Genomic DNA, 19,871 nt, shown 5'->3' with positions numbered 1-19,871 from the left:
CAGGGAATATGGCCTACAGCAAAATTCGCCAACCAAAATTATCCGATGTGATTGAGCAGCAGCTGGAGTTTTTGATCCTTGAGGGGACCCTGCGCCCCGGTGAAAAACTACCACCTGAACGCGAACTGGCTAAACAGTTCGACGTTTCCCGTCCCTCGCTGCGTGAGGCGATCCAACGCCTTGAAGCCAAGGGCCTGCTGCTTCGTCGCCAGGGTGGCGGAACCTTTGTGCAAAACAGCCTGTGGCAGAGTTTCAGCGACCCGCTAGTGGAGCTGCTCTCCGACCACCCAGAATCCCAGTTTGATCTGCTTGAGACCCGTCACGCGCTTGAAGGCATCGCGGCTTATTACGCGGCGCTGCGCAGCAATGATGCCGATCGCGAGCGTATCCGCGAACTGCATCAGGCCATCGAACGGGCTCAGGAATCCGGCGATCTCGACGCCGAGTCCGACGCCGTCGTCCAGTATCAAATCGCCGTCACTGAAGCGGCCCACAACGTGGTGCTCCTCCATCTGCTACGCTGCATGGAGCCAATGCTTGCCCAGAACGTTCGTCAGAATTTTGAATTGTTGTATGCCCGCCGGGAGATGCTTCCGCTGGTCAGCAACCATCGCACCCGAATATTCGAGGCGATAATGGCCGGGGAGCCGGAGCAGGCGCGTGAAGCGTCGCACCGTCACCTGGCTTTCATTGAGGAAATCTTGCTGGACCGCAGTCGTGAACAGTCGCGTCGCGAACGTTCATTACGCCGCATACAGCAACGAAAGGATTAAGCGCCAGTTTTTTAGAGCGCGGCAACTAAACGCAGAACCTGTCTTATTGCGTTTTCTGGCGAAAATGCAATGGGACAGGTTCCAGACAAATCAACGTATTAGATAGATAAGGAATACCCCCATGTCAGAACGTCTCCAAAATGACGTGGATCCGATCGAAACTCGCGACTGGCAACAGGCGATCGAATCGGTCATCCGTGAAGAAGGTGTTGAGCGCGCTCAGTATCTGATTGAACAGATGCTTTCTGAAGCCCGCAAAGGCGGCGTGAAAGTAGCTGCAGGTGCAGGGGCTAACAACTACGTAAACACGATTGCCGTTGAAGACGAACCGGAATACCCGGGCAATCTGGATCTGGAACGCCGTATCCGTTCTGCAATCCGCTGGAACGCCATCATGACCGTTCTGCGCGCATCCAAAAAAGATCTGGAGCTGGGTGGCCACATGGCATCCTTCCAGTCCTCTGCAACCGTTTATGAAGTGTGCTTTAACCACTTCTTCCGCGCGCGCACTGAAAAAGATGGCGGCGACCTGGTTTACTTCCAGGGTCACATCTCTCCGGGCGTCTACGCACGTGCCTTCCTGGAAGGTCGTCTGACTGAAGAGCAGATGAACAACTTCCGTCAGGAAGTTCACGGTAAAGGTCTCTCTTCTTATCCGCACCCGAAACTGATGCCAGAATTCTGGCAGTTCCCGACCGTTTCCATGGGTCTGGGCCCAATCGGTGCGATCTACCAGGCTAAATTCCTGAAATATCTGGAACACCGTGGCCTGAAAGATACCTCTCAGCAGACCGTTTACGCCTTCCTGGGCGACGGCGAAATGGATGAGCCAGAATCCAAAGGCGCGATCACCATCGCGACCCGTGAGAAGCTGGACAACCTCTGCTTCATCATCAACTGTAACCTGCAGCGTCTGGATGGTCCGGTAACCGGTAACGGCAAGATCATCAACGAACTGGAAGGCATCTTCGCAGGTGCTGGCTGGAACGTTATCAAAGTGATGTGGGGCGGTCGTTGGGACGAGCTGCTGCGTAAAGATACCAGCGGTAAGCTGATCCAGCTGATGAACGAAACCGTTGACGGTGACTACCAGACCTTCAAATCCAAAGATGGTGCCTATGTTCGTGAGCACTTCTTCGGTAAATATCCTGAGACCGCAGCGCTGGTTGCAGACTGGACTGACGAGCAGATCTGGGCCCTGAACCGTGGTGGTCACGATCCGAAGAAAGTCTACGCTGCACTGAAAAAAGCGCAGGAAACCAAAGGCAAAGCAACCGTAATCCTGGCTCATACCGTTAAAGGTTATGGCATGGGTGACACTGCCGAAGGTAAAAACATCGCGCACCAGGTTAAGAAAATGAACATGGACGGCGTGCGTTATATCCGCGACCGTTTCAACGTTCCAGTGACCGACGAGCAGGTTGAAAACCTCTCCTACATCACCTTCCCGGAAGGTTCTGAAGAGCACACCTATCTGCACGCTCAGCGTCAGAAACTGAACGGCTACCTGCCGTCCCGTCAGGTGAACTTCACTGAGAAACTGGAACTGCCAGCGCTGGAAGACTTCTCTCAGCTGCTGGAAGAGCAGAACAAAGAGATCTCTACCACTATCGCCTTCGTGCGTGCCCTGAACGTGATGCTGAAGAACAAGTCGATCAAAGATCGTCTGGTACCAATCATCGCGGACGAAGCGCGTACCTTCGGTATGGAAGGTCTGTTCCGTCAGATCGGTATCTACAGCCCGAACGGCCAGCAGTACACCCCGCAGGACCGTGAGCAGGTTGCATACTACAAAGAAGACGAGAAAGGCCAGATCCTGCAGGAAGGTATCAACGAGCTGGGCGCAGGCGCATCCTGGCTGGCTGCTGCGACCTCTTACAGCACCAACAACCTGCCGATGATCCCGTTCTACATCTACTACTCCATGTTCGGGTTCCAGCGTATCGGCGACCTGTGCTGGCAGGCAGGCGACCAGCAGGCTCGCGGCTTCCTGATCGGTGGTACTTCCGGTCGTACGACCCTGAACGGCGAAGGTTTGCAGCACGAAGATGGTCACAGCCACATTCAGTCTCTGACTATCCCGAACTGTATCTCTTACGATCCGTCCTACGCGTACGAAGTGGCAGTCATCATGCATGACGGTCTGCAGCGCATGTACGGTGAAGCGCAAGAGAACATTTACTACTACATCACCACCCTGAACGAAAACTACCACATGCCGGCCATGCCGGAAGGTGCCGAGGAAGGTATCCGTAAAGGTATCTATAAACTCGAAACCGTTGAAGGTAGCAAAGGTAAAGTTCAGCTGCTGGGCTCCGGTTCTATCCTGCGTCACGTTCGTGAAGCAGCGCAGATCCTGGCGAAAGACTACGGTGTGGGCTCCGACGTGTACAGCGTAACCTCCTTCACTGAACTGGCGCGTGATGGCCAGGATTGTGAGCGCTGGAACATGCTGCACCCGCTGGAAACTCCGCGCGTTCCGTACATCGCTCAGGTGATGAACGACGCTCCGGCCGTAGCATCTACTGACTACATGAAACTGTTCGCAGAGCAGGTTCGTACTTACGTTCCAGCTGATGATTATCGCGTACTGGGTACTGACGGCTTCGGTCGTTCTGACAGCCGCGAAAACCTGCGTCACCACTTCGAAGTTGATGCTTCTTACGTGGTTGTAGCAGCCCTGGGCGAACTGGCTAAACGTGGCGAAATCGATAAGAAAGTGGTTGCGGACGCAATTACCAAATTCAACATCGATGCAGAAAAAGTTAACCCGCGTCTGGCGTAAGAGGTAAAAGAATAATGGCTATCGAAATCAATGTACCGGACATCGGGGCTGATGAAGTTGAAATCACCGAGATCCTGGTCAAAGTAGGCGACAAAGTTGAAGCTGAACAGTCGCTGATCACCGTAGAAGGCGACAAAGCCTCTATGGAAGTCCCATCTCCTCAGGCTGGCATCGTTAAAGAGATCAAAGTCTCTGTTGGCGATAAAACCGAGACGGGCAAACTGATCATGATTTTCGATTCCGCCGACGGTGCAGCAGCTGCTGCACCTGCGCAGGAAGAGAAGAAAGAAGCTGCTCCGGCCGCCGCTGCTCCAGCAGCTGCCGCGAGCGCGAAAGAAGTCAACGTGCCTGACATCGGCGGTGACGAAGTTGAAGTCACTGAGATCCTGGTGAAAGTGGGCGATACCGTTGCGGCTGAGCAGTCTCTGATCACCGTAGAAGGCGACAAAGCCTCTATGGAAGTCCCGGCGCCGTTCGCCGGTACCGTTAAAGAGATCAAGATCAACACCGGTGACAAAGTCTCTACTGGCTCCCTGATCATGGTCTTCGAAGTGGCGGGTGCTGCACCTGCTGCCGCGCCTGCTCAGGCTGCTGCTCCGGCACCTGCGGCTGCTCCAGCTGCGGCTGGCGGTGCGAAAGAAGTTAACGTACCGGACATCGGTGGTGACGAAGTTGAAGTTACCGAAGTGATGGTGAAAGTGGGCGACAAAGTTGCCGCTGAACAGTCACTGATCACCGTTGAAGGCGACAAGGCTTCTATGGAAGTGCCTGCGCCATTCGCCGGTACCGTTAAAGAGATCAAAATCAGCACCGGCGACAAAGTCTCTACCGGCTCCCTGATCATGGTCTTCGAAGTGGAAGGCGCTGCGCCTGCTTCTGCTCCGGCTGCCGCTGCTGCGCCAGCACCTGCTGCTGCACCGGCTCAGGCGGCTAAACCTGCTGCGGCTCCGGCTGCTAAAGCGGAAGGCAAATCTGAGTTCGCTGAGAACGACGCTTATGTCCACGCTACCCCGCTGATTCGTCGCCTGGCGCGCGAATTCGGTGTGAACCTGGCGAAAGTGAAAGGAACTGGCCGTAAAGGTCGTATCCTGCGCGAAGACGTTCAGGCTTACGTGAAAGAAGCGGTTAAACGCGCTGAAGCGGCACCTGCTGCTGCCACCGGTGGCGGTATCCCGGGCATGCTGCCTTGGCCGAAAGTGGACTTCAGCAAGTTCGGCGAAATCGAAGAAGTGGAACTGGGCCGTATCCAGAAAATCTCTGGTGCTAACCTGAGCCGTAACTGGGTGATGATCCCGCACGTTACCCACTTCGACAAAACCGATATCACCGATCTGGAAGCGTTCCGTAAACAGCAGAACGCCGAAGCTGAGAAGCGTAAACTGGACGTGAAATTCACCCCAGTGGTCTTCATCATGAAGGCGGTTGCTGCGGCTCTGGAACAGATGCCACGCTTCAACAGCTCCCTGTCCGAAGATGGCCAGAAGCTGACGCTGAAGAAATACATCAACATCGGTGTTGCGGTTGATACGCCAAACGGTCTGGTTGTTCCGGTCTTTAAAGACGTGAACAAGAAGAGCGTTACCGAGCTGTCCCGTGAACTGACCACCATCTCCAAGAAAGCGCGTGATGGTAAGCTGACTGCCGGCGAAATGCAGGGCGGCTGCTTCACCATCTCCAGCATCGGCGGCCTGGGTACCACCCACTTTGCGCCGATCGTGAACGCGCCGGAAGTGGCGATCCTTGGTGTCTCCAAGTCTGCGATGGAGCCAGTGTGGAATGGTAAAGAGTTTGTGCCGCGTCTGATGATGCCAATCTCTCTCTCCTTCGACCACCGCGTGATCGACGGTGCTGATGGTGCGCGCTTTATCACCATCATCAACAACATGCTGAGCGACATTCGCCGCCTGGTGATGTAATCGAAAAGCCGGCCTGACGGCCGGCTTTTTTCTGGTAATCTTATGCAGTTCATAAGGTTATTGGCGAAAGCAAAATTCGTGAGCCGTTTGTTGTTTCAAAATTGTTAACAATTTTGTAAAATGCGAGCGGATAGAACGACCCGGTGGACGACGGGTATAAATTAAGAGGTCATGATGAGCACAGAAATCAAAACTCAGGTCGTAGTACTTGGGGCAGGCCCGGCAGGTTATTCCGCAGCATTCCGTGCCGCGGATTTAGGTCTGGAAACCGTCATCGTAGAACGTTACAACACCCTCGGTGGTGTTTGTCTGAACGTCGGCTGTATCCCTTCTAAAGCGCTGCTGCACGTAGCGAAAGTTATCGAAGAAGCCAAAGCGCTGGCTGAACACGGTATCGTCTTCGGCGAGCCGAAAACCGATATCGACAAGATTCGTACCTGGAAAGAGAAAGTTATCACTCAGCTGACCGGTGGCCTGGCAGGTATGGCTAAAGGCCGTAAAGTGAAAGTGGTTAACGGTCTGGGTAAATTCACCGGGGCCAACACCCTGGAAGTGGAAGGCGAAAACGGCAAAACCGTGATCAACTTCGACAACGCGATCATCGCGGCGGGCTCCCGTCCGATCGAACTGCCATTCATTCCACATGAAGATCCGCGCGTGTGGGACTCCACCGATGCGCTGGAGCTGAAAGAAGTACCAAAACGCCTGCTGGTTATGGGCGGTGGTATCATCGGTCTGGAAATGGGCACCGTATACCATGCGCTGGGTTCAGATATTGACGTGGTTGAAATGTTCGACCAGGTTATCCCGGCTGCTGACAAAGACATCGTTAAGGTCTTCACCAAACGCATCAGCAAGAAATTCAACCTGATGCTGGAAACCAAAGTGACTGCCGTTGAAGCGAAAGAAGACGGTATTTACGTTTCCATGGAAGGCAAAAAAGCCCCTGCTGAAGCGCAGCGTTACGACGCGGTGCTGGTGGCAATCGGTCGTGTGCCGAACGGTAAAAACCTCAATGCAGGTGCAGCGGGCGTAGAAGTTGACGACCGTGGCTTCATCCGCGTTGACAAGCAGCTGCGCACTAACGTGCCGCACATCTTTGCTATCGGCGATATCGTCGGTCAGCCAATGCTGGCGCACAAAGGTGTTCACGAAGGCCACGTTGCCGCAGAAGTTATCGCCGGTATGAAGCACTACTTCGACCCGAAAGTGATCCCATCTATCGCCTACACCGAGCCAGAAGTGGCATGGGTCGGTCTGACCGAGAAAGAAGCGAAAGAGAAAGGCATCAGCTACGAAACCGCCACCTTCCCGTGGGCTGCTTCTGGCCGTGCTATCGCTTCCGACTGCGCAGACGGTATGACCAAACTGATCTTCGACAAAGAGACTCACCGTGTGATCGGTGGTGCGATTGTCGGCACCAACGGCGGCGAGCTGCTGGGTGAGATCGGTCTGGCGATCGAGATGGGCTGTGACGCTGAAGACATCGCGCTGACCATCCACGCTCACCCGACTCTGCACGAGTCTGTTGGCCTGGCGGCAGAAGTGTTTGAAGGCAGCATCACCGACCTGCCAAACGCGAAAGCGAAGAAGAAATAATTTTCTTCCGGCATGAAAAAAGCGGCTCCTGAGCCGCTTTTTTTTATTCTGAAAACTTACTGCGCGACCTGCTGCCAGCGATCGTCCGGGTTATACGTCGGGATCGCTTTCGCTTCCTCCGCTGACTTCTCGCCCAGATTCGCCTGCCAGACCCGATCGTCGCCGTTGATCATAAAGCTCATTACCCCGGTCTCGCCGTAGCTCACTGGCCAGGCGATCATCGCAAAGCCTGATTGACTGTCCGGCAGAATGCGGAAGCGATAGCCGTGATACCCCTGACCAGGCTCTTTCGGGCTGAAGGCCGGGCCGAGCGGGCTGGGCGCTTCGCCAGGCTGCACAGGCCAGTAGAGGCCATCTTTTTTGCCCTCGCTGCTGACAATCTTCTGCGCATAGTGCGTGGTAAGCGCGTAATAGCGCTCCTGCGCATCCACATAGGCATGCAGCGCTTCGATGGCTGCCAGCTCGTTGCGTCCAATCTCGCGGGTCAGGATCGCTTCGGCCCCCTCCTTGATGTCGAATTGCCAGCCAGCAGCGGTTTTGACAACCGGGATCGGCAGCTGCCAGTCGCTGTTTCCTACCACAAGATGTGCCGTATTACCCTCGATGATCGTATTGTGCCGGACTTTCCAGTCACGCAGGAAGCGATCGACGGCATCAGGCTCGACCCCTTCAGGTGGCAGAAAATCGCGCCAGTTATCCCCCAGCAGATTATTCATGGCGCTTTCATTTTGCTCCCGGATGGCGCTTGCCAGGGCATCGGTCGCCTGGTCGGGCGTGTTGAAGGATTGCTGCGCCATCGTCGTGGCCGAAACCATGAACAACACCATTCCACAGAGTAGTTTGCTTTTCATGTCGGCTCCCTTAACGATGACGGAATTCACGGTGTTCAGTCCGCCCGGCAGGCATCTGCCGTAGCTGCTGATGTTGGGCTGCTATCTGTCTGCTCTGCGCCCCGCGCTGCTGTTGCGCTTGCCAGCTGGCGGAACGGCTGTCGTTGCCGCTTAGCGCATTTGCGCGGGTTGGCATGGCGTGTACGCTGCGCTGTTGCGCAGGGTGTGAAACCCGTTTCTCTTGTCCCTGGGTTGTCGCCTGATGCCGCATGGTTGCTCTGTGTGTGGTGTGCGGCTGGGTATCGTAGCCACGGAAGTTGTTGCGTTGAGATAGCTGTTTTAACTGTTGATTCGAGACCTGACGCTGCGTATCTCTGTTTCCGGAATGGACTGTCTGTGGGAAGGTCTTGCCCGTCGATTTCTCCATTTGGCTCAGGGCAGCCTGACGCTGGCTATCGCGATTGACCGGTTTTTGTTGTGTGGAACTGAGCCCCGTTACCGTATTTGTGGCGTGAAAACGGTTGTTAAGCGGGTTCGTCGGATAGGGCACGTTCTCACGGTAGGCCGGGTTATGCTGCCAGGTGCGGTTAGCGTCAGTCAGATGTTCGCCACTTATCTTATTGAAATTATTTACATTGATATTGATATTATTATCACCGTTGCGGTTATAGCCGCCGTGATGATCCCAGTCATCATCGTGGTGATGGTGATCCCAGTCGTCGTCCCAGTCGATATTGCTGAAGATGGCGTAGGTTGTTGCTACCCCCAGGCTAAAGCCTAACCCTTTAACCAGGCTGTTGGTAAATTGCTCGCCGGGAGAAGGAGGCAAATAGACCGGCGGATAGGCGGTGTTCGGCCAGGTGCCGTATACGGTATTAGGGTTATAGGTGGGGACGTAAACCACCTGCGGATCGGCCGATTCTATCTTGATCACCGTTGGGTTTGTCGGAGGGGTATATGTGTCCGACTCGCGGGTGGTGGTTTTAGCGGGCGCAGGTTTTGTCACGGTGGTGACAGTCTGCTGGGGCGTCGATTGTAATGCCCCGGTTTGCTGCGCCAGCAAGCGCAGACGTTGAACGGAGTCCATTACATCCTTCGGCTGTGCGAGGAACGCATCGCCCAGGTTTTGTACCCACGGCGGATTTTCGCCCATCAGCGACATCAACTGCGGGAAGGCGACCAGCGATTTTACGCTGGGATCCCAGGGTTGCCCTGCAACGGCCTGTATCGCGGCATCTCCCTGCATACGTGGGTTGTCACGGGACCACTGGGCCGCCTGTATCACGTTCGTCGGATAGGTCGCCGCCATTAGAATCTGCGACAGCAGGGTGTCGGGATAGAGGGCGATGGGCGCCACCCACTGGTCGATTTGCGCGGCGGTATAGACCACCGGGGCCGGCTGCGTGGGAGCAGGCACCGGTGCAGCTTGCGCTGTCGGCGCGGGCTGTGGTGGCTGAGTGACAGTCTCCGGCGCGCGGCTATTTACGTAGACGACGCCAGATGCGGCTAACAGCCCGGCGCTACACAGGAGAACAAGCAGATGTGGCTTAAAGGGCAACTTCATAATAAGACTCCGACGAAAGCGAGGCCGTGAGGCATTTACGTTGTCGCGAGTATATGCACCCGGGGATGACTTTTTTGACTTAAACTGGGAACCGCGCCGAATGACCGGATAAAGAGTGTGAGCAGTTATTACACAGATTATACCGGATAGCGAAAAACGCGCCGGGGTTTCAAATGGCCGCTCTTGCGAGCGGCCAGCAGCTAGTTGCCGAGGTTAATGACAAACAGCACTGTGATGTCGGATATGCTCCAGCCATCGTGCAGCGCGGTAAGCAGTAAACCGGTCACAACGATCAGCGCATAGATTCGCATCTCCATTGCGTGCGTTCCTTTGCAGGCTACGCGGGTTCATTCTCCACCGGGAAAGGCAGAACCAGGCAAATTGGGACTTTGCCACGTAGGTTACGGAACTGCTCCCGGGCCCGGTGACTGGTTGCTACACCAGCGAAGCAGGCCGATACAAACAATAGCGGATTAATATTTTGCTCAGAAGCGGAAAGAGACAATGACATGCGGCTTCATCCGAAATTGGATAACGCTACGCAAAAGTGAGTGACAGAGTTGCAAATGAGCAGGCCTGGTAGCAAAATCTTTCTCGTTGGGACTTTGCCGCAAATCTGCCAACCCGGTGTGCTACCACCGCAAGGCAACAAACTAACCGCCTCAGGGCGGTTTTTTTTGTGCCCGAAATTTGTACCGCCTCGCTGCTATACCATGCTTAACGATTCAGCAAACAATTTAATGTTGCTTTTTTGTAAACGGATTAACACTGTCTGAAAATCCTGCTATGCTGCCCGACGCGGTATCGGGCATATACCCTACAAACTGCTGTCTCACAGGAGCGTGAAGAGAACGCCCGCCGCATATGACAATGAGAGCGAGGAGAACCGTCGTGCTAGAAGAATACCGTAAGCACGTAGCAGAACGTGCCGCCGAGGGGATTGTACCCAAACCGTTAGATGCAACCCAAATGGCCGCGCTCGTCGAGCTGCTGAAGAATCCGCCCAAAGGCGAAGAAGAATTCCTGTTAGATCTGTTGATCAACCGCGTACCGCCAGGCGTAGATGAAGCTGCCTACGTAAAAGCCGGTTTCCTTGCTGCGATTGCCAAAGGCGAAGCAACGTCCCCACTGGTTACTCCTGAAAAAGCAATTGAACTGCTCGGCACCATGCAGGGTGGTTATAACATTCATCCGCTGATTGATGCCCTGGACAGCGACACGCTGGCGCCTGGCGCCGCCAAAGCCCTGTCCCACACGCTGCTGATGTTCGATAACTTCTACGACGTAGAAGAGAAAGCCAAAGCGGGCAACAGCTACGCGAAGCAGGTGATGCAGTCCTGGGCCGATGCCGAATGGTTCCTGAGCCGCCCTGCGCTGGCAGAAAAAATGACCGTTACCGTCTTCAAGGTGACTGGCGAAACCAACACCGACGACCTCTCTCCGGCACCGGATGCGTGGTCACGCCCGGATATCCCACTGCACGCCCTGGCGATGCTGAAAAACGCCCGCGAAGGCATTGAGCCGGATCAGCCAGGCGTTGTCGGCCCGATCAAACAGATCGAAGCCCTGCAGAAAAAAGGCTTCCCGCTGGCGTACGTGGGTGACGTAGTCGGTACCGGCTCTTCCCGTAAGTCCGCGACCAACTCCGTGCTGTGGTTCATGGGTGATGATATCCCACACGTGCCGAACAAGCGCGGTGGTGGCCTGTGCCTCGGCGGCAAAATCGCGCCTATCTTCTTCAACACCATGGAAGATGCGGGCGCACTGCCAATTGAAGTGGATGTCTCTAACCTGAACATGGGCGACGTGATTGACGTTTACCCGTTCAAAGGCGAAGTGCGTAACCACGAAACCAACGAGCTGCTGGCGAGCTTCGAGCTGAAAACCGACGTGCTGATTGACGAAGTGCGTGCCGGTGGCCGTATCCCGCTGATCATCGGTCGTGGCCTGACCACCAAAGCGCGTGAAGCGCTGGGTCTGCCGCATTCAGACGTGTTCCGTCAGGCGAAAGACGTCGCGGAAAGCAACCGTGGTTACTCTCTGGCGCAGAAAATGGTTGGTCGCGCGTGCGGCGTAGCCGGTATCCGTCCGGGTGCGTACTGCGAGCCGAAGATGACCTCCGTGGGCTCTCAGGACACCACCGGTCCAATGACCCGTGACGAACTGAAAGACCTGGCGTGCCTGGGCTTCTCGTCTGACCTGGTGATGCAGTCCTTCTGCCACACCGCGGCCTATCCGAAGCCGGTTGACGTCACCACGCACCACACGCTGCCAGACTTCATTATGAACCGCGGCGGTGTCTCCCTGCGTCCGGGCGACGGCGTGATCCACTCCTGGCTGAACCGCATGCTGCTGCCGGATACCGTCGGTACCGGTGGTGACTCCCACACCCGCTTCCCGATTGGTATCTCCTTCCCGGCGGGCTCCGGTCTGGTGGCCTTTGCTGCCGCGACCGGCGTCATGCCGCTGGACATGCCGGAATCGGTGCTGGTGCGTTTCAAAGGTAAAATGCAGCCGGGCATCACCCTGCGCGACCTGGTGCATGCGATCCCGCTGTACGCCATCAAACAGGGCCTGCTGACCGTTGAGAAGAAAGGTAAAAAGAACATCTTCTCTGGCCGTATCCTGGAGATCGAAGGTCTGCCGGAGCTGAAAGTGGAGCAGGCGTTCGAGCTGACCGATGCCTCCGCCGAGCGTTCCGCTGCGGGCTGTACCATCAAGCTCAACAAAGAGCCGATTATCGAGTACCTGACCTCCAACATCGTGCTGCTGAAGTGGATGATTGCTGAAGGCTACGGCGACCGCCGTACCCTGGAGCGTCGTATTCAGGGCATGGAGAAATGGCTGGCAGATCCGCAGTTGCTGGAAGCTGACGCCGATGCAGAATATGCCGCGGTGATCGAGATCGACCTTGCTGACATCAAAGAGCCAATCCTCTGTGCGCCGAACGACCCGGACGATGCGCGTCTGCTCTCTGACGTTCAGGGCGACAAGATCGACGAAGTGTTCATCGGCTCCTGCATGACCAACATCGGTCACTTCCGTGCTGCCGGTAAACTGCTGGATACCCACAAAGGCCAGCTGCCAACCCGTCTGTGGGTGGCGCCGCCAACCCGTATGGATGCGGCTCAGCTGACGGAAGAGGGCTACTACAGCGTGTTTGGTAAGAGCGGGGCGCGTATCGAAATCCCTGGCTGTTCCCTCTGTATGGGTAACCAGGCGCGCGTGGCTGACGGTGCGACGGTGGTCTCCACCTCTACCCGTAACTTCCCGAACCGTTTAGGTACCGGTGCAAACGTCTACCTGGCCTCTGCGGAGCTGGCGGCGGTAGCAGCGCTGATTGGTAAACTGCCAACGCCGGAAGAGTACCAGACCTTCGTGTCGCAGGTAGATAAGACCGCGGTGGATACCTATCGCTATCTGAACTTCGACCAGCTCTCTCAGTACACCGAGAAAGCGGACGGGGTGATCTTCCAGACGGCGGTGTAATCAACGCCTCATTGCCCGGTGGCTCGACGCTTACCGGGTCTGTCAAACCCATCGCACGCGCGGTGGGTTTTTTATTTTCATTCCTTCCACCCGTTCGGCTTTTTTTCTTCCCCGCTGCTGCGATAATTACTGCAAGAGCTTTGCAGAGGAAAATACTATGGATTACGAATTTCTGCGTGATATCACCGGTGTGGTGAAAGTGCGGATGTCGATGGGCCACGAGGTGGTCGGTCACTGGTTCAACGAGGAAGTGAAAGAGAACCTGGGCCTGCTCGATGAAGTGGAACAGGCTGCGCGCACGGTCAAAGGCAGTGAACGATCCTGGCAACGCGCCGGGCATGAATACACGCTGTGGATGGATGGCGAAGAGGTCATGGTTCGTGCCAATCAGCTGGAGTTTTCCGGCGACGAGATGGAAGAGGGGATGAGCTACTACGATGAAGAGAGTCTGTCGCTGTGCGGCGTAGAGGATTTCTTGCAGGTGGTGGCGGCCTACCGCGAGTTTGTGAAGCAGAAATAGTATCAGGAGCATCCCTGCTCCTGACGCATCTTATACGGTCGCGATATTGCGGCCGTAGTAAATTTCGCGCATCTCTTTCCACAGCAGGTCAGTAATGACCTTGCGCTCATCTTCGCTTAAATCTTCCGGCCGGGTATGGAACATGTAGTGCTTCAGGTCGAACTCCTTCAGCAGCATCTTGGTATGGAAGATATTCTCCTGATATACGTTCACATCCATCATGTCATAGAGCGCTTTCATGTCTTCGGACATGAAGTTCTGAATGGAGTTAATTTCATGGTCGATAAAGTGCTTCATGCCGTTGATATCACGGGTAAAACCGCGCACGCGGTAGTCAATGGTCACGATATCGGACTCAAGCTGATGAATTAAGTAATTCAGCGCGTTAAGCGGGGAGATCACGCCGCAGGTGGACACTTCAATATCGGCGCGGAAAGTACACAGCCCGCCTTCAGGGTGGCTCTCCGGGTAGGTATGTACGCAGATATGGCTTTTATCGAGATGGGCAACCACCGCTTCTGGCAGCGGACCGGGGTGCTCCGTATGGTCGATAAGGGTGGGATCGACGGGCTCCTCGCTGACCAGAATGGTGACGCTGGCGCCCTGGGGTTCATAATCCTGACGCGCAATGTTCAGGATATTGGCGCCAATGATAGAGCAGGTTTCTGACAGGATCTCGGTCAGTCGGTTGGCGTTATAGAGTTCATCGATATAGGCGATATAACCATCGCGCTCTTCCGCCGTTTTTACATAGCAGATATCGTAAATACAAAAACTCAGGCTTTTGGTCAGGTTGTTAAAGCCATGCAGTTTCAGCTTTTTCAATTCGTTCACCCCCTCAGAGCATCGTGCAAATATTGCGGTAAGGCAAAGGCTGCGGTATGGACGGCCGGATTGTAATAGCGGCAGGTCAGATTCGCCTGCTGGAAGCGCGCCTGAATGATACCGGTGGAGAGATGGCGCAGGGCATCGTTGTCCGTCGCCCAGGCAAAGGTCATGACACCGCCGTAATAGGTCGGGATCGCCGCCTGGTAGAAGCTGACGTCGGTAAAGTAGTGGCTCAGCTTGCGGTGGCTGTCGATGGCCTCGTCCTGCTGCAGGAAGCAGACGCCGTTCTGGGCAACGAAGATACCGCCAGGGTTCAGGCAGCGTTTGCAGCCTTCATAGAAGGCCGAGGTAAAGAGACTCTCACCGGGACCAATCGGATCGGTGCAATCGGAGATGATCACATCGAAGGTCTGCGTCGTCTGGTTAACAAAATTGACGCCGTCATCGATCACAAGCGTAAAGCGTGGATCGTCGTAGCTGCCAGCATTGTGGTTCGGCAGGTACTGGCGGCAGAAACTGACCACGCCCGCATCAATCTCGACCATGGTGATGCTTTCAATGGATTTATGGCGGGAGACTTCGCGCAGCATAGCGCCGTCGCCGCCGCCGATGATCAGCACATGTTTCGCATTGCCGTGTGCCAGCAGCGGGACGTGGGTCATCATTTCATGATAGATAAACTCGTCACGCTCGGTGGTTTGCACCACGCCATCCAGCGCCATCACCCGGCCAAAGGCCGCGTTTTCGAAAATGATCAGATCCTGATGATCGGTTTTCTCATGATAGAGCACGTTATCAATGGCAAAGTACTGTCCAAAATGGTCATGCAGCGTTTCATGCCACATATTTTTTTCGGCCATGGGATGATACCTCCTTTGTTAACACCCGCATAAAACGGGGGCAACATCATAGCTAACTATGACCGTGGTTGCACGGTCATAAATTCAGCAAAGGGGCATCGGGTAGGGATTTACTTAACGTAGGCAAGGAGGCTCAGCGAGTCGCGAGCCAGGGCTTTACATTTCTTTGCTGTGGGAATGCCGATGCCGCTGAGATCGCGGTAGCTGTCTTCACCGAGGGTTTTCATGTCAAAACTGTCGTAGTTGCTCAGATCCCACTGGTTCTGTTGAGCAAAAAAGACCAGGGCGCGGCGAATCTGACCGTTGGGTAAATTCTGGTAGCCGCAGTCGTTTTTCAGGAATACGAACACCGCCGTTAAATCCGCCATATCTTCGGCTTCATTTTCACTCAGCGCATAGCTGTTTGCGCAACTAATCATCAGGGTGCTGAACAGAATTGTTCGGAAAAACGTCTTCATTGCTTCTACCAATACGTCACGGAAATTCAACGTTAGCACACTTCCCGTCGGCACGACGATCTTTATTATTGCGGCTTTTCTTGACCTTCCGGCAAGGGGAGGGTTTATGCTCAGGCGATTGACTGCTGCGAATAAGGAGATGAACATGCAACGCCGTGATTTTTTAAAATATTCTGCCGCACTGGGCGTCGCCAGTGCGCTGCCCCTCTGGAGCCGCGCGGCTTTTGCCGCCGAGCGGCCCGTTTTGCCGATCCCGAATTTACTCGCTCCCGATGCACGCAATCAGGTGAATCTGGTGGTGCAGGCGGGGAAAACCGCCTTTGGTGGGCACAACGCCACCACCTGGGGTTACAACGGCAACCTGCTCGGCCCGGCCATTCAGCTACGCAAGGGAAAAGCGCTGACCGTTAACATCAACAATACCCTGAACGAAGAGACCACCGTCCACTGGCACGGTCTGGAAGTGCCGGGCGAGGTAGACGGCGGACCGCACGGCATCATTAAGCCCGGCGGCCAGCGGACGGTGACCTTTACTCCGGATCAGCGAGCGGCGACCTGCTGGTTTCATCCCCATCAGCACGGCAAAACCGGCCATCAGGTGGCGATGGGGTTAGCCGGTCTGGTACTGATTGAGGATGATGAGAGTCGTCTGCTGCGCCTGCCAAAGCAGTGGGGCATCGACGATGTTCCGGTGATTGTGCAGGACAAGAAATTTACCGCCGACGGGCAAATTGATTATCAGCTGGATGTGATGAGCGCCGCGGTGGGCTGGTTTGGCGACACGCTGCTGACCAACGGGGCGATCTACCCGCAGCACAATGCCCCGAAAGGGTGGCTACGCCTGCGCCTGCTCAACGGCTGTAACGCCCGCTCGCTCAATTTCGCCGCCAGCGATAAGCGTCCACTCTATGTCGTCGCCAGCGACGGCGGGCTGCTGGCTGAACCGGTAAAAGTGACCGAGCTGCCAATGCTGATGGGGGAGCGTTTTGAGGTGCTGGTGGACATCAGCGACGGCAAGCCCTTTGACCTGATAACCCTGCCGGTAAGCCAGATGGGGATGGCGGTGGCGCCGTTCGATAAACCGCAGCCGGTGCTGCGCATTCAGCCGCTGCTGGTGACCGCGTCGGGCGTATTGCCGGACACCCTGACCACGCTGCCCGCTCTGCCGTCGCTGGAAGGACTGACCCAGCGCAAACTCCAGCTCTCCATGGACCCGATGCTCGACATGATGGGCATGCAGGCGTTAATGAAGAAGTATGGCGACCAGGCGATGGCGGGGATGCATCACGGCCAGATGAAGGGCCATATGAATCATGGTCAGATGGGGGGAATGGATCACAGCATGCATGGGTTCGATTTCCATAACGGCAACCGGATCAACGGCAAAGCCTTCGATATGCACACGCCACAGTTTGCCGCCGCTAAAGGGCAGTATGAACGTTGGGTGATCTCCGGGGAAGGGGACATGATGCTGCATCCGTTCCATATTCACGGCACCCAGTTCCGCATCCTCACGGAAAACGGCAAAGCGCCAGCGGTGCATCGCGCGGGCTGGAAGGATACGGTGCGCGTGGAGGGCGGGGTAAGCGAGGTGCTAGTGAAGTTCGATCATGACGCGCCGAAAGAGTATGCCTATATGGCGCACTGTCATCTGTTAGAGCATGAAGATACCGGGATGATGCTCGGATTCACGGTATAAAAAAGCCGGGTGGCGGCGTCGCCTTACCCGGCCTGGATAGCGTACCCATAGGCCCGGTAAGCGCAGCGCCACCGGGCTTTTTAGTTACTTACTTTCGTCAGGTAACGCATACGCGACAATATAGTCGCCCATCTTCGTCCCAAACGAACCATGACCCCCCGCAGAGATGACAACGTACTGCTTGCCATTCACTTCATAGGTCATCGGTGTGGCCTGTCCACCCGCAGGCAGACGGCCCTGCCACAGTTTTTCACCGTTGCTCATGTTGTAAGCGCGCAGATAGTTATCGGCGGTGGCGGCGATAAATAGCACGTTACCGGCGGTGGAGATTGGACCACCCAGCATCGGCATACCCATATTGAACGGCACCGGGATCGGCATCGGGAACGGCATGCTGTCCTGTGGCGTACCAATACGTTTTTTCCAGACGACCTGGTTGGTTTTCAGATCCAGCGCAGAGATATAACCCCAGGCAGGCTGTTTACACGGCAGGCCAAACGGAGAGAGGAACGGGTTCAGCGTCACGCCATACGGCACGCCGTACTGCGGCTGAATACCGGACTCTGTACCGGTGCCCTGGGCATCTTTCGGCTGTTCCATCGGGTTGCCCGGGCCGCGTGGGATCAGTTTAGAGACAAACGGCAGCGCCATCGGGTTGGCAATCGCCACCTGACGGTTCGGGTCAACGGAGATACCGCCCCATTCGAACATTCCCAGGTTACCCGGGAACACCAGCGTGCCCTGCTCGGATGGTGGGGTAAAGATGCCTTCATAGCGCAGCTGGTGGAACATCACGCGGCACACCAGCTGGTCGAACATGGTGGCGCCCCACATGTCCGCGCCGCTGAGATCTTTCTTCGGACGGAAGCTCAGATCGGAGAACGGCTGGGTTTTGGTGACATAATCGCCTTTCGCCGCGCCCTGCGGAACCGGTTTTTCCGGTGCCGGCACGACCAGCTCGCCGTTACGACGGTCCAGCACAAAAATGTTACCTGTCTTCGCCGGGGCGTAGATCACCGGTACGGTTTTACCGTTGACGGTAATGTCTGCCAGCGTCGGCTGGGACGGCATGTCCATATCCCACAGATCGTGGTGAACGGTCTGGTAGCTCCATGCCAGTTTACCGGTGGTCGCATTCAGCGCCAGGACAGAGCTGGCATAACGCTCCTGCTCTGGCGTGCGGTTGCCACCCCAGATATCTGGCGTGGTCACGCCCATCGGCAGGTAAACCAGGTCCAGCTTCGCGTCATAGGCGGCTGGCGCCCAGGAGTTTGGCGAGTTAAAGGTAAAGGTGTGTTCATCCGACGGGATAGCGTTTGGATCTTTCGCACCCGGATCGAAGGCCCACAGCAGCTTACCGGTGTTAACGTCAAAACCGCGGATCACGCCAGAGGTTTCGCGAACGGAGAAGTTATCCGTTACCGAACCGGCAATTACGATAGTTTTATCGGTGATGATTGGCGGTGAAGTAGGTTCATACAGACCCGGGGTCTGATCCGGCATGTTGGTCTGCAGGTTCAGCACACCTTTGTTGGCAAAGGTTTCGCACAGCTTGCCGGTTTCGGCGTTAATGGCAAACAGACGACCATCGTTCACCGGCAGCATGATGCGGCGCGGACAGTCGGCGATCACCTCCGGGCTGGCGTTATCGGCACGCGCTTCGTGGTAAGAGACGCCACGGCAGGTCACGTGCTGGAACTGGTTATTGGTTTTCAGCTGCGGATCGAAGTGCCATTTCTCTTTACCGGTGGCCGCGTCAAGCGCGAACAGACGCTGGTGCGCCGTACACAGGTAGAGCATGTTGCCCACTTTAATTGGGGTCACTTCGTTGGTCAGTTCGCCCGGATCGTTCGGCATCTTGAGATCGCCGGTACGGAATACCCAGGCTTCTTTCAGGTTTTTCACGTTGTCCGCGTTGATCTGCTTCAGCGGGGAGTAACGCTGACCTTCCTGGTTACGGCCATAGGCAGGCCAGTCACCATCTGCCACGTCGGAGATCGCCGCCGCAGGTGTAGATTCCGCATTCAGGGTGCCTTTCACCTCCTGCGGATCGTTAAAGCCAGCCCAGGTCAGAATGCCACCGCTAATCAGCAGCGCCACGACCAGAGCGGCAACCGCACCGCTGGAGCGCACAAGCAGGCGACGCCAGACGAAAGGCAGGATCAGCCAGATACCGAAGAAGACCAGGATATCGCTACGCGGGGTCAGGGCCCAGAAGTCGAAGCCGACCTCCCATACGCCCCAGATCATCGTAGCCAGCAACAGGGCCGCATAGAGCCACAGTGCCGATTGTTTACTGCGCCAGAGAAGCAGGGTGACGCCGAGCATAACCACACCCGCCACCGGGTAGTACCAGGAGCCGCCAATGGCTATCAGCCAGACCCCGCCGATTAACAGATACAGTCCGCAAAATGCAGCGAACAGGGCTGTTAGCCTCACGAGTAAACGTGAATGTTGATTTTTTGTTTCCGCCATAAAAGACACTCGATAAGTTTGTTAATTATTTAGTAGCAATTAATTATAGGACTTAACAAGTGTGATCGGAATCAC

13 protein-coding genes are annotated in these 19,871 nt (G+C 55.8%); 7 read left to right on the top strand and 6 right to left on the bottom strand.

The window, feature by feature from the left end; all coding sequences use genetic code 11:
- Window positions 1-8: 8 nt before the first annotated feature.
- From pdhR to lpdA, 4 genes are all read left to right on the top strand, one after another.
- Window positions 9-773 carry a pyruvate dehydrogenase complex transcriptional repressor PdhR gene (gene pdhR / locus DVA44_RS20035; RefSeq protein ID WP_039030352.1) on the top strand — a complete coding sequence of 255 codons (765 nt, stop codon included), beginning with the start codon at window positions 9-11 and terminating at the stop codon, window positions 771-773.
- Window positions 774-894: 121 nt separating this feature from the next.
- Window positions 895-3,558 (top strand): pyruvate dehydrogenase (acetyl-transferring), homodimeric type, encoded by a 2,664-nt coding sequence (gene aceE, locus DVA44_RS20030; RefSeq protein ID WP_103178292.1) that lies wholly within the window; start codon window positions 895-897, stop codon window positions 3,556-3,558.
- Between the two features lie 14 nt (window positions 3,559-3,572).
- Entirely contained in the window at window positions 3,573-5,474 is a 1,902-nt protein-coding gene (aceF, locus tag DVA44_RS20025; protein ID WP_114387936.1) for a pyruvate dehydrogenase complex dihydrolipoyllysine-residue acetyltransferase, read from the top strand.
- A gap of 174 nt (window positions 5,475-5,648) precedes the next feature.
- Window positions 5,649-7,073 carry a dihydrolipoyl dehydrogenase gene (gene lpdA / locus DVA44_RS20020; protein WP_114387935.1) on the top strand — a complete coding sequence of 475 codons (1,425 nt, stop codon included), beginning with the start codon at window positions 5,649-5,651 and terminating at the stop codon, window positions 7,071-7,073.
- Window positions 7,074-7,129: 56 nt separating this feature from the next.
- Here the strand turns inward: lpdA and DVA44_RS20015 are convergent, their stop codons facing one another.
- Together DVA44_RS20015 and DVA44_RS20010 are read right to left on the bottom strand one after the other, a co-directional pair.
- Window positions 7,130-7,924 (bottom strand): DUF2950 family protein, encoded by a 795-nt coding sequence (locus tag DVA44_RS20015; protein WP_114387934.1) that lies wholly within the window; start codon window positions 7,922-7,924, stop codon window positions 7,130-7,132.
- 10 nt (window positions 7,925-7,934) lie between these two features.
- Window positions 7,935-9,467, bottom strand: a complete 1,533-nt coding sequence (locus DVA44_RS20010) for a DUF3300 domain-containing protein (RefSeq protein ID WP_114387933.1) — start codon at window positions 9,465-9,467, stop codon at window positions 7,935-7,937.
- An 891-nt stretch (window positions 9,468-10,358) separates the two neighbouring features.
- On the opposite strand from DVA44_RS20010, the gene acnB reads away from it, so the two are divergent.
- Entirely contained in the window at window positions 10,359-12,956 is a 2,598-nt protein-coding gene (acnB, locus tag DVA44_RS20000; protein WP_114387932.1) for a bifunctional aconitate hydratase 2/2-methylisocitrate dehydratase, read from the top strand.
- A 157-nt stretch (window positions 12,957-13,113) separates the two neighbouring features.
- A complete protein-coding gene (gene yacL, locus DVA44_RS19995) occupies window positions 13,114-13,476 on the top strand; it encodes a protein YacL (protein WP_103178299.1) in 363 nt (120 codons plus the stop codon).
- A gap of 30 nt (window positions 13,477-13,506) precedes the next feature.
- Here yacL and speD read toward each other — a convergent pair whose 3' ends face one another.
- The 3 genes from speD to DVA44_RS19980 all read right to left on the bottom strand — a co-directional run bounded on the left by speD (window position 13,507) and on the right by DVA44_RS19980 (window position 15,622).
- Window positions 13,507-14,301: an adenosylmethionine decarboxylase gene (speD, locus tag DVA44_RS19990; RefSeq protein ID WP_103181029.1), complete on the bottom strand. Its 795-nt coding sequence runs from the start codon at window positions 14,299-14,301 to the stop codon at window positions 13,507-13,509.
- A gap of 5 nt (window positions 14,302-14,306) precedes the next feature.
- Window positions 14,307-15,164: a polyamine aminopropyltransferase gene (gene speE, locus DVA44_RS19985; RefSeq protein WP_103178300.1), complete on the bottom strand. Its 858-nt coding sequence runs from the start codon at window positions 15,162-15,164 to the stop codon at window positions 14,307-14,309.
- Between the two features lie 110 nt (window positions 15,165-15,274).
- The gene (locus tag DVA44_RS19980) at window positions 15,275-15,622 is read right to left on the bottom strand and encodes a YacC family pilotin-like protein (RefSeq protein ID WP_103178301.1); all 348 of its coding nucleotides are present in this window, start codon (window positions 15,620-15,622) and stop codon (window positions 15,275-15,277) included.
- A gap of 145 nt (window positions 15,623-15,767) precedes the next feature.
- Between DVA44_RS19980 and cueO the strand changes: the two genes are divergently transcribed.
- Complete coding sequence (gene cueO / locus DVA44_RS19975; protein WP_114387931.1) at window positions 15,768-17,321, top strand: multicopper oxidase CueO; 1,554 nt, start codon at window positions 15,768-15,770, stop codon at window positions 17,319-17,321.
- A gap of 84 nt (window positions 17,322-17,405) precedes the next feature.
- Here cueO and DVA44_RS19970 read toward each other — a convergent pair whose 3' ends face one another.
- Window positions 17,406-19,796: a glucose/quinate/shikimate family membrane-bound PQQ-dependent dehydrogenase gene (locus tag DVA44_RS19970; RefSeq protein ID WP_114387930.1), complete on the bottom strand. Its 2,391-nt coding sequence runs from the start codon at window positions 19,794-19,796 to the stop codon at window positions 17,406-17,408.
- Window positions 19,797-19,871 lie beyond the last annotated feature (75 nt).

Source organism: Leclercia sp. W17 (genome assembly GCF_003336325.1).
GTDB lineage: Bacteria > Pseudomonadota > Gammaproteobacteria > Enterobacterales > Enterobacteriaceae > Enterobacter.
The sequence above is the reverse complement of the archived record's forward strand: the minus strand, read 5'-3'. Positions and strand labels throughout refer to the sequence as shown.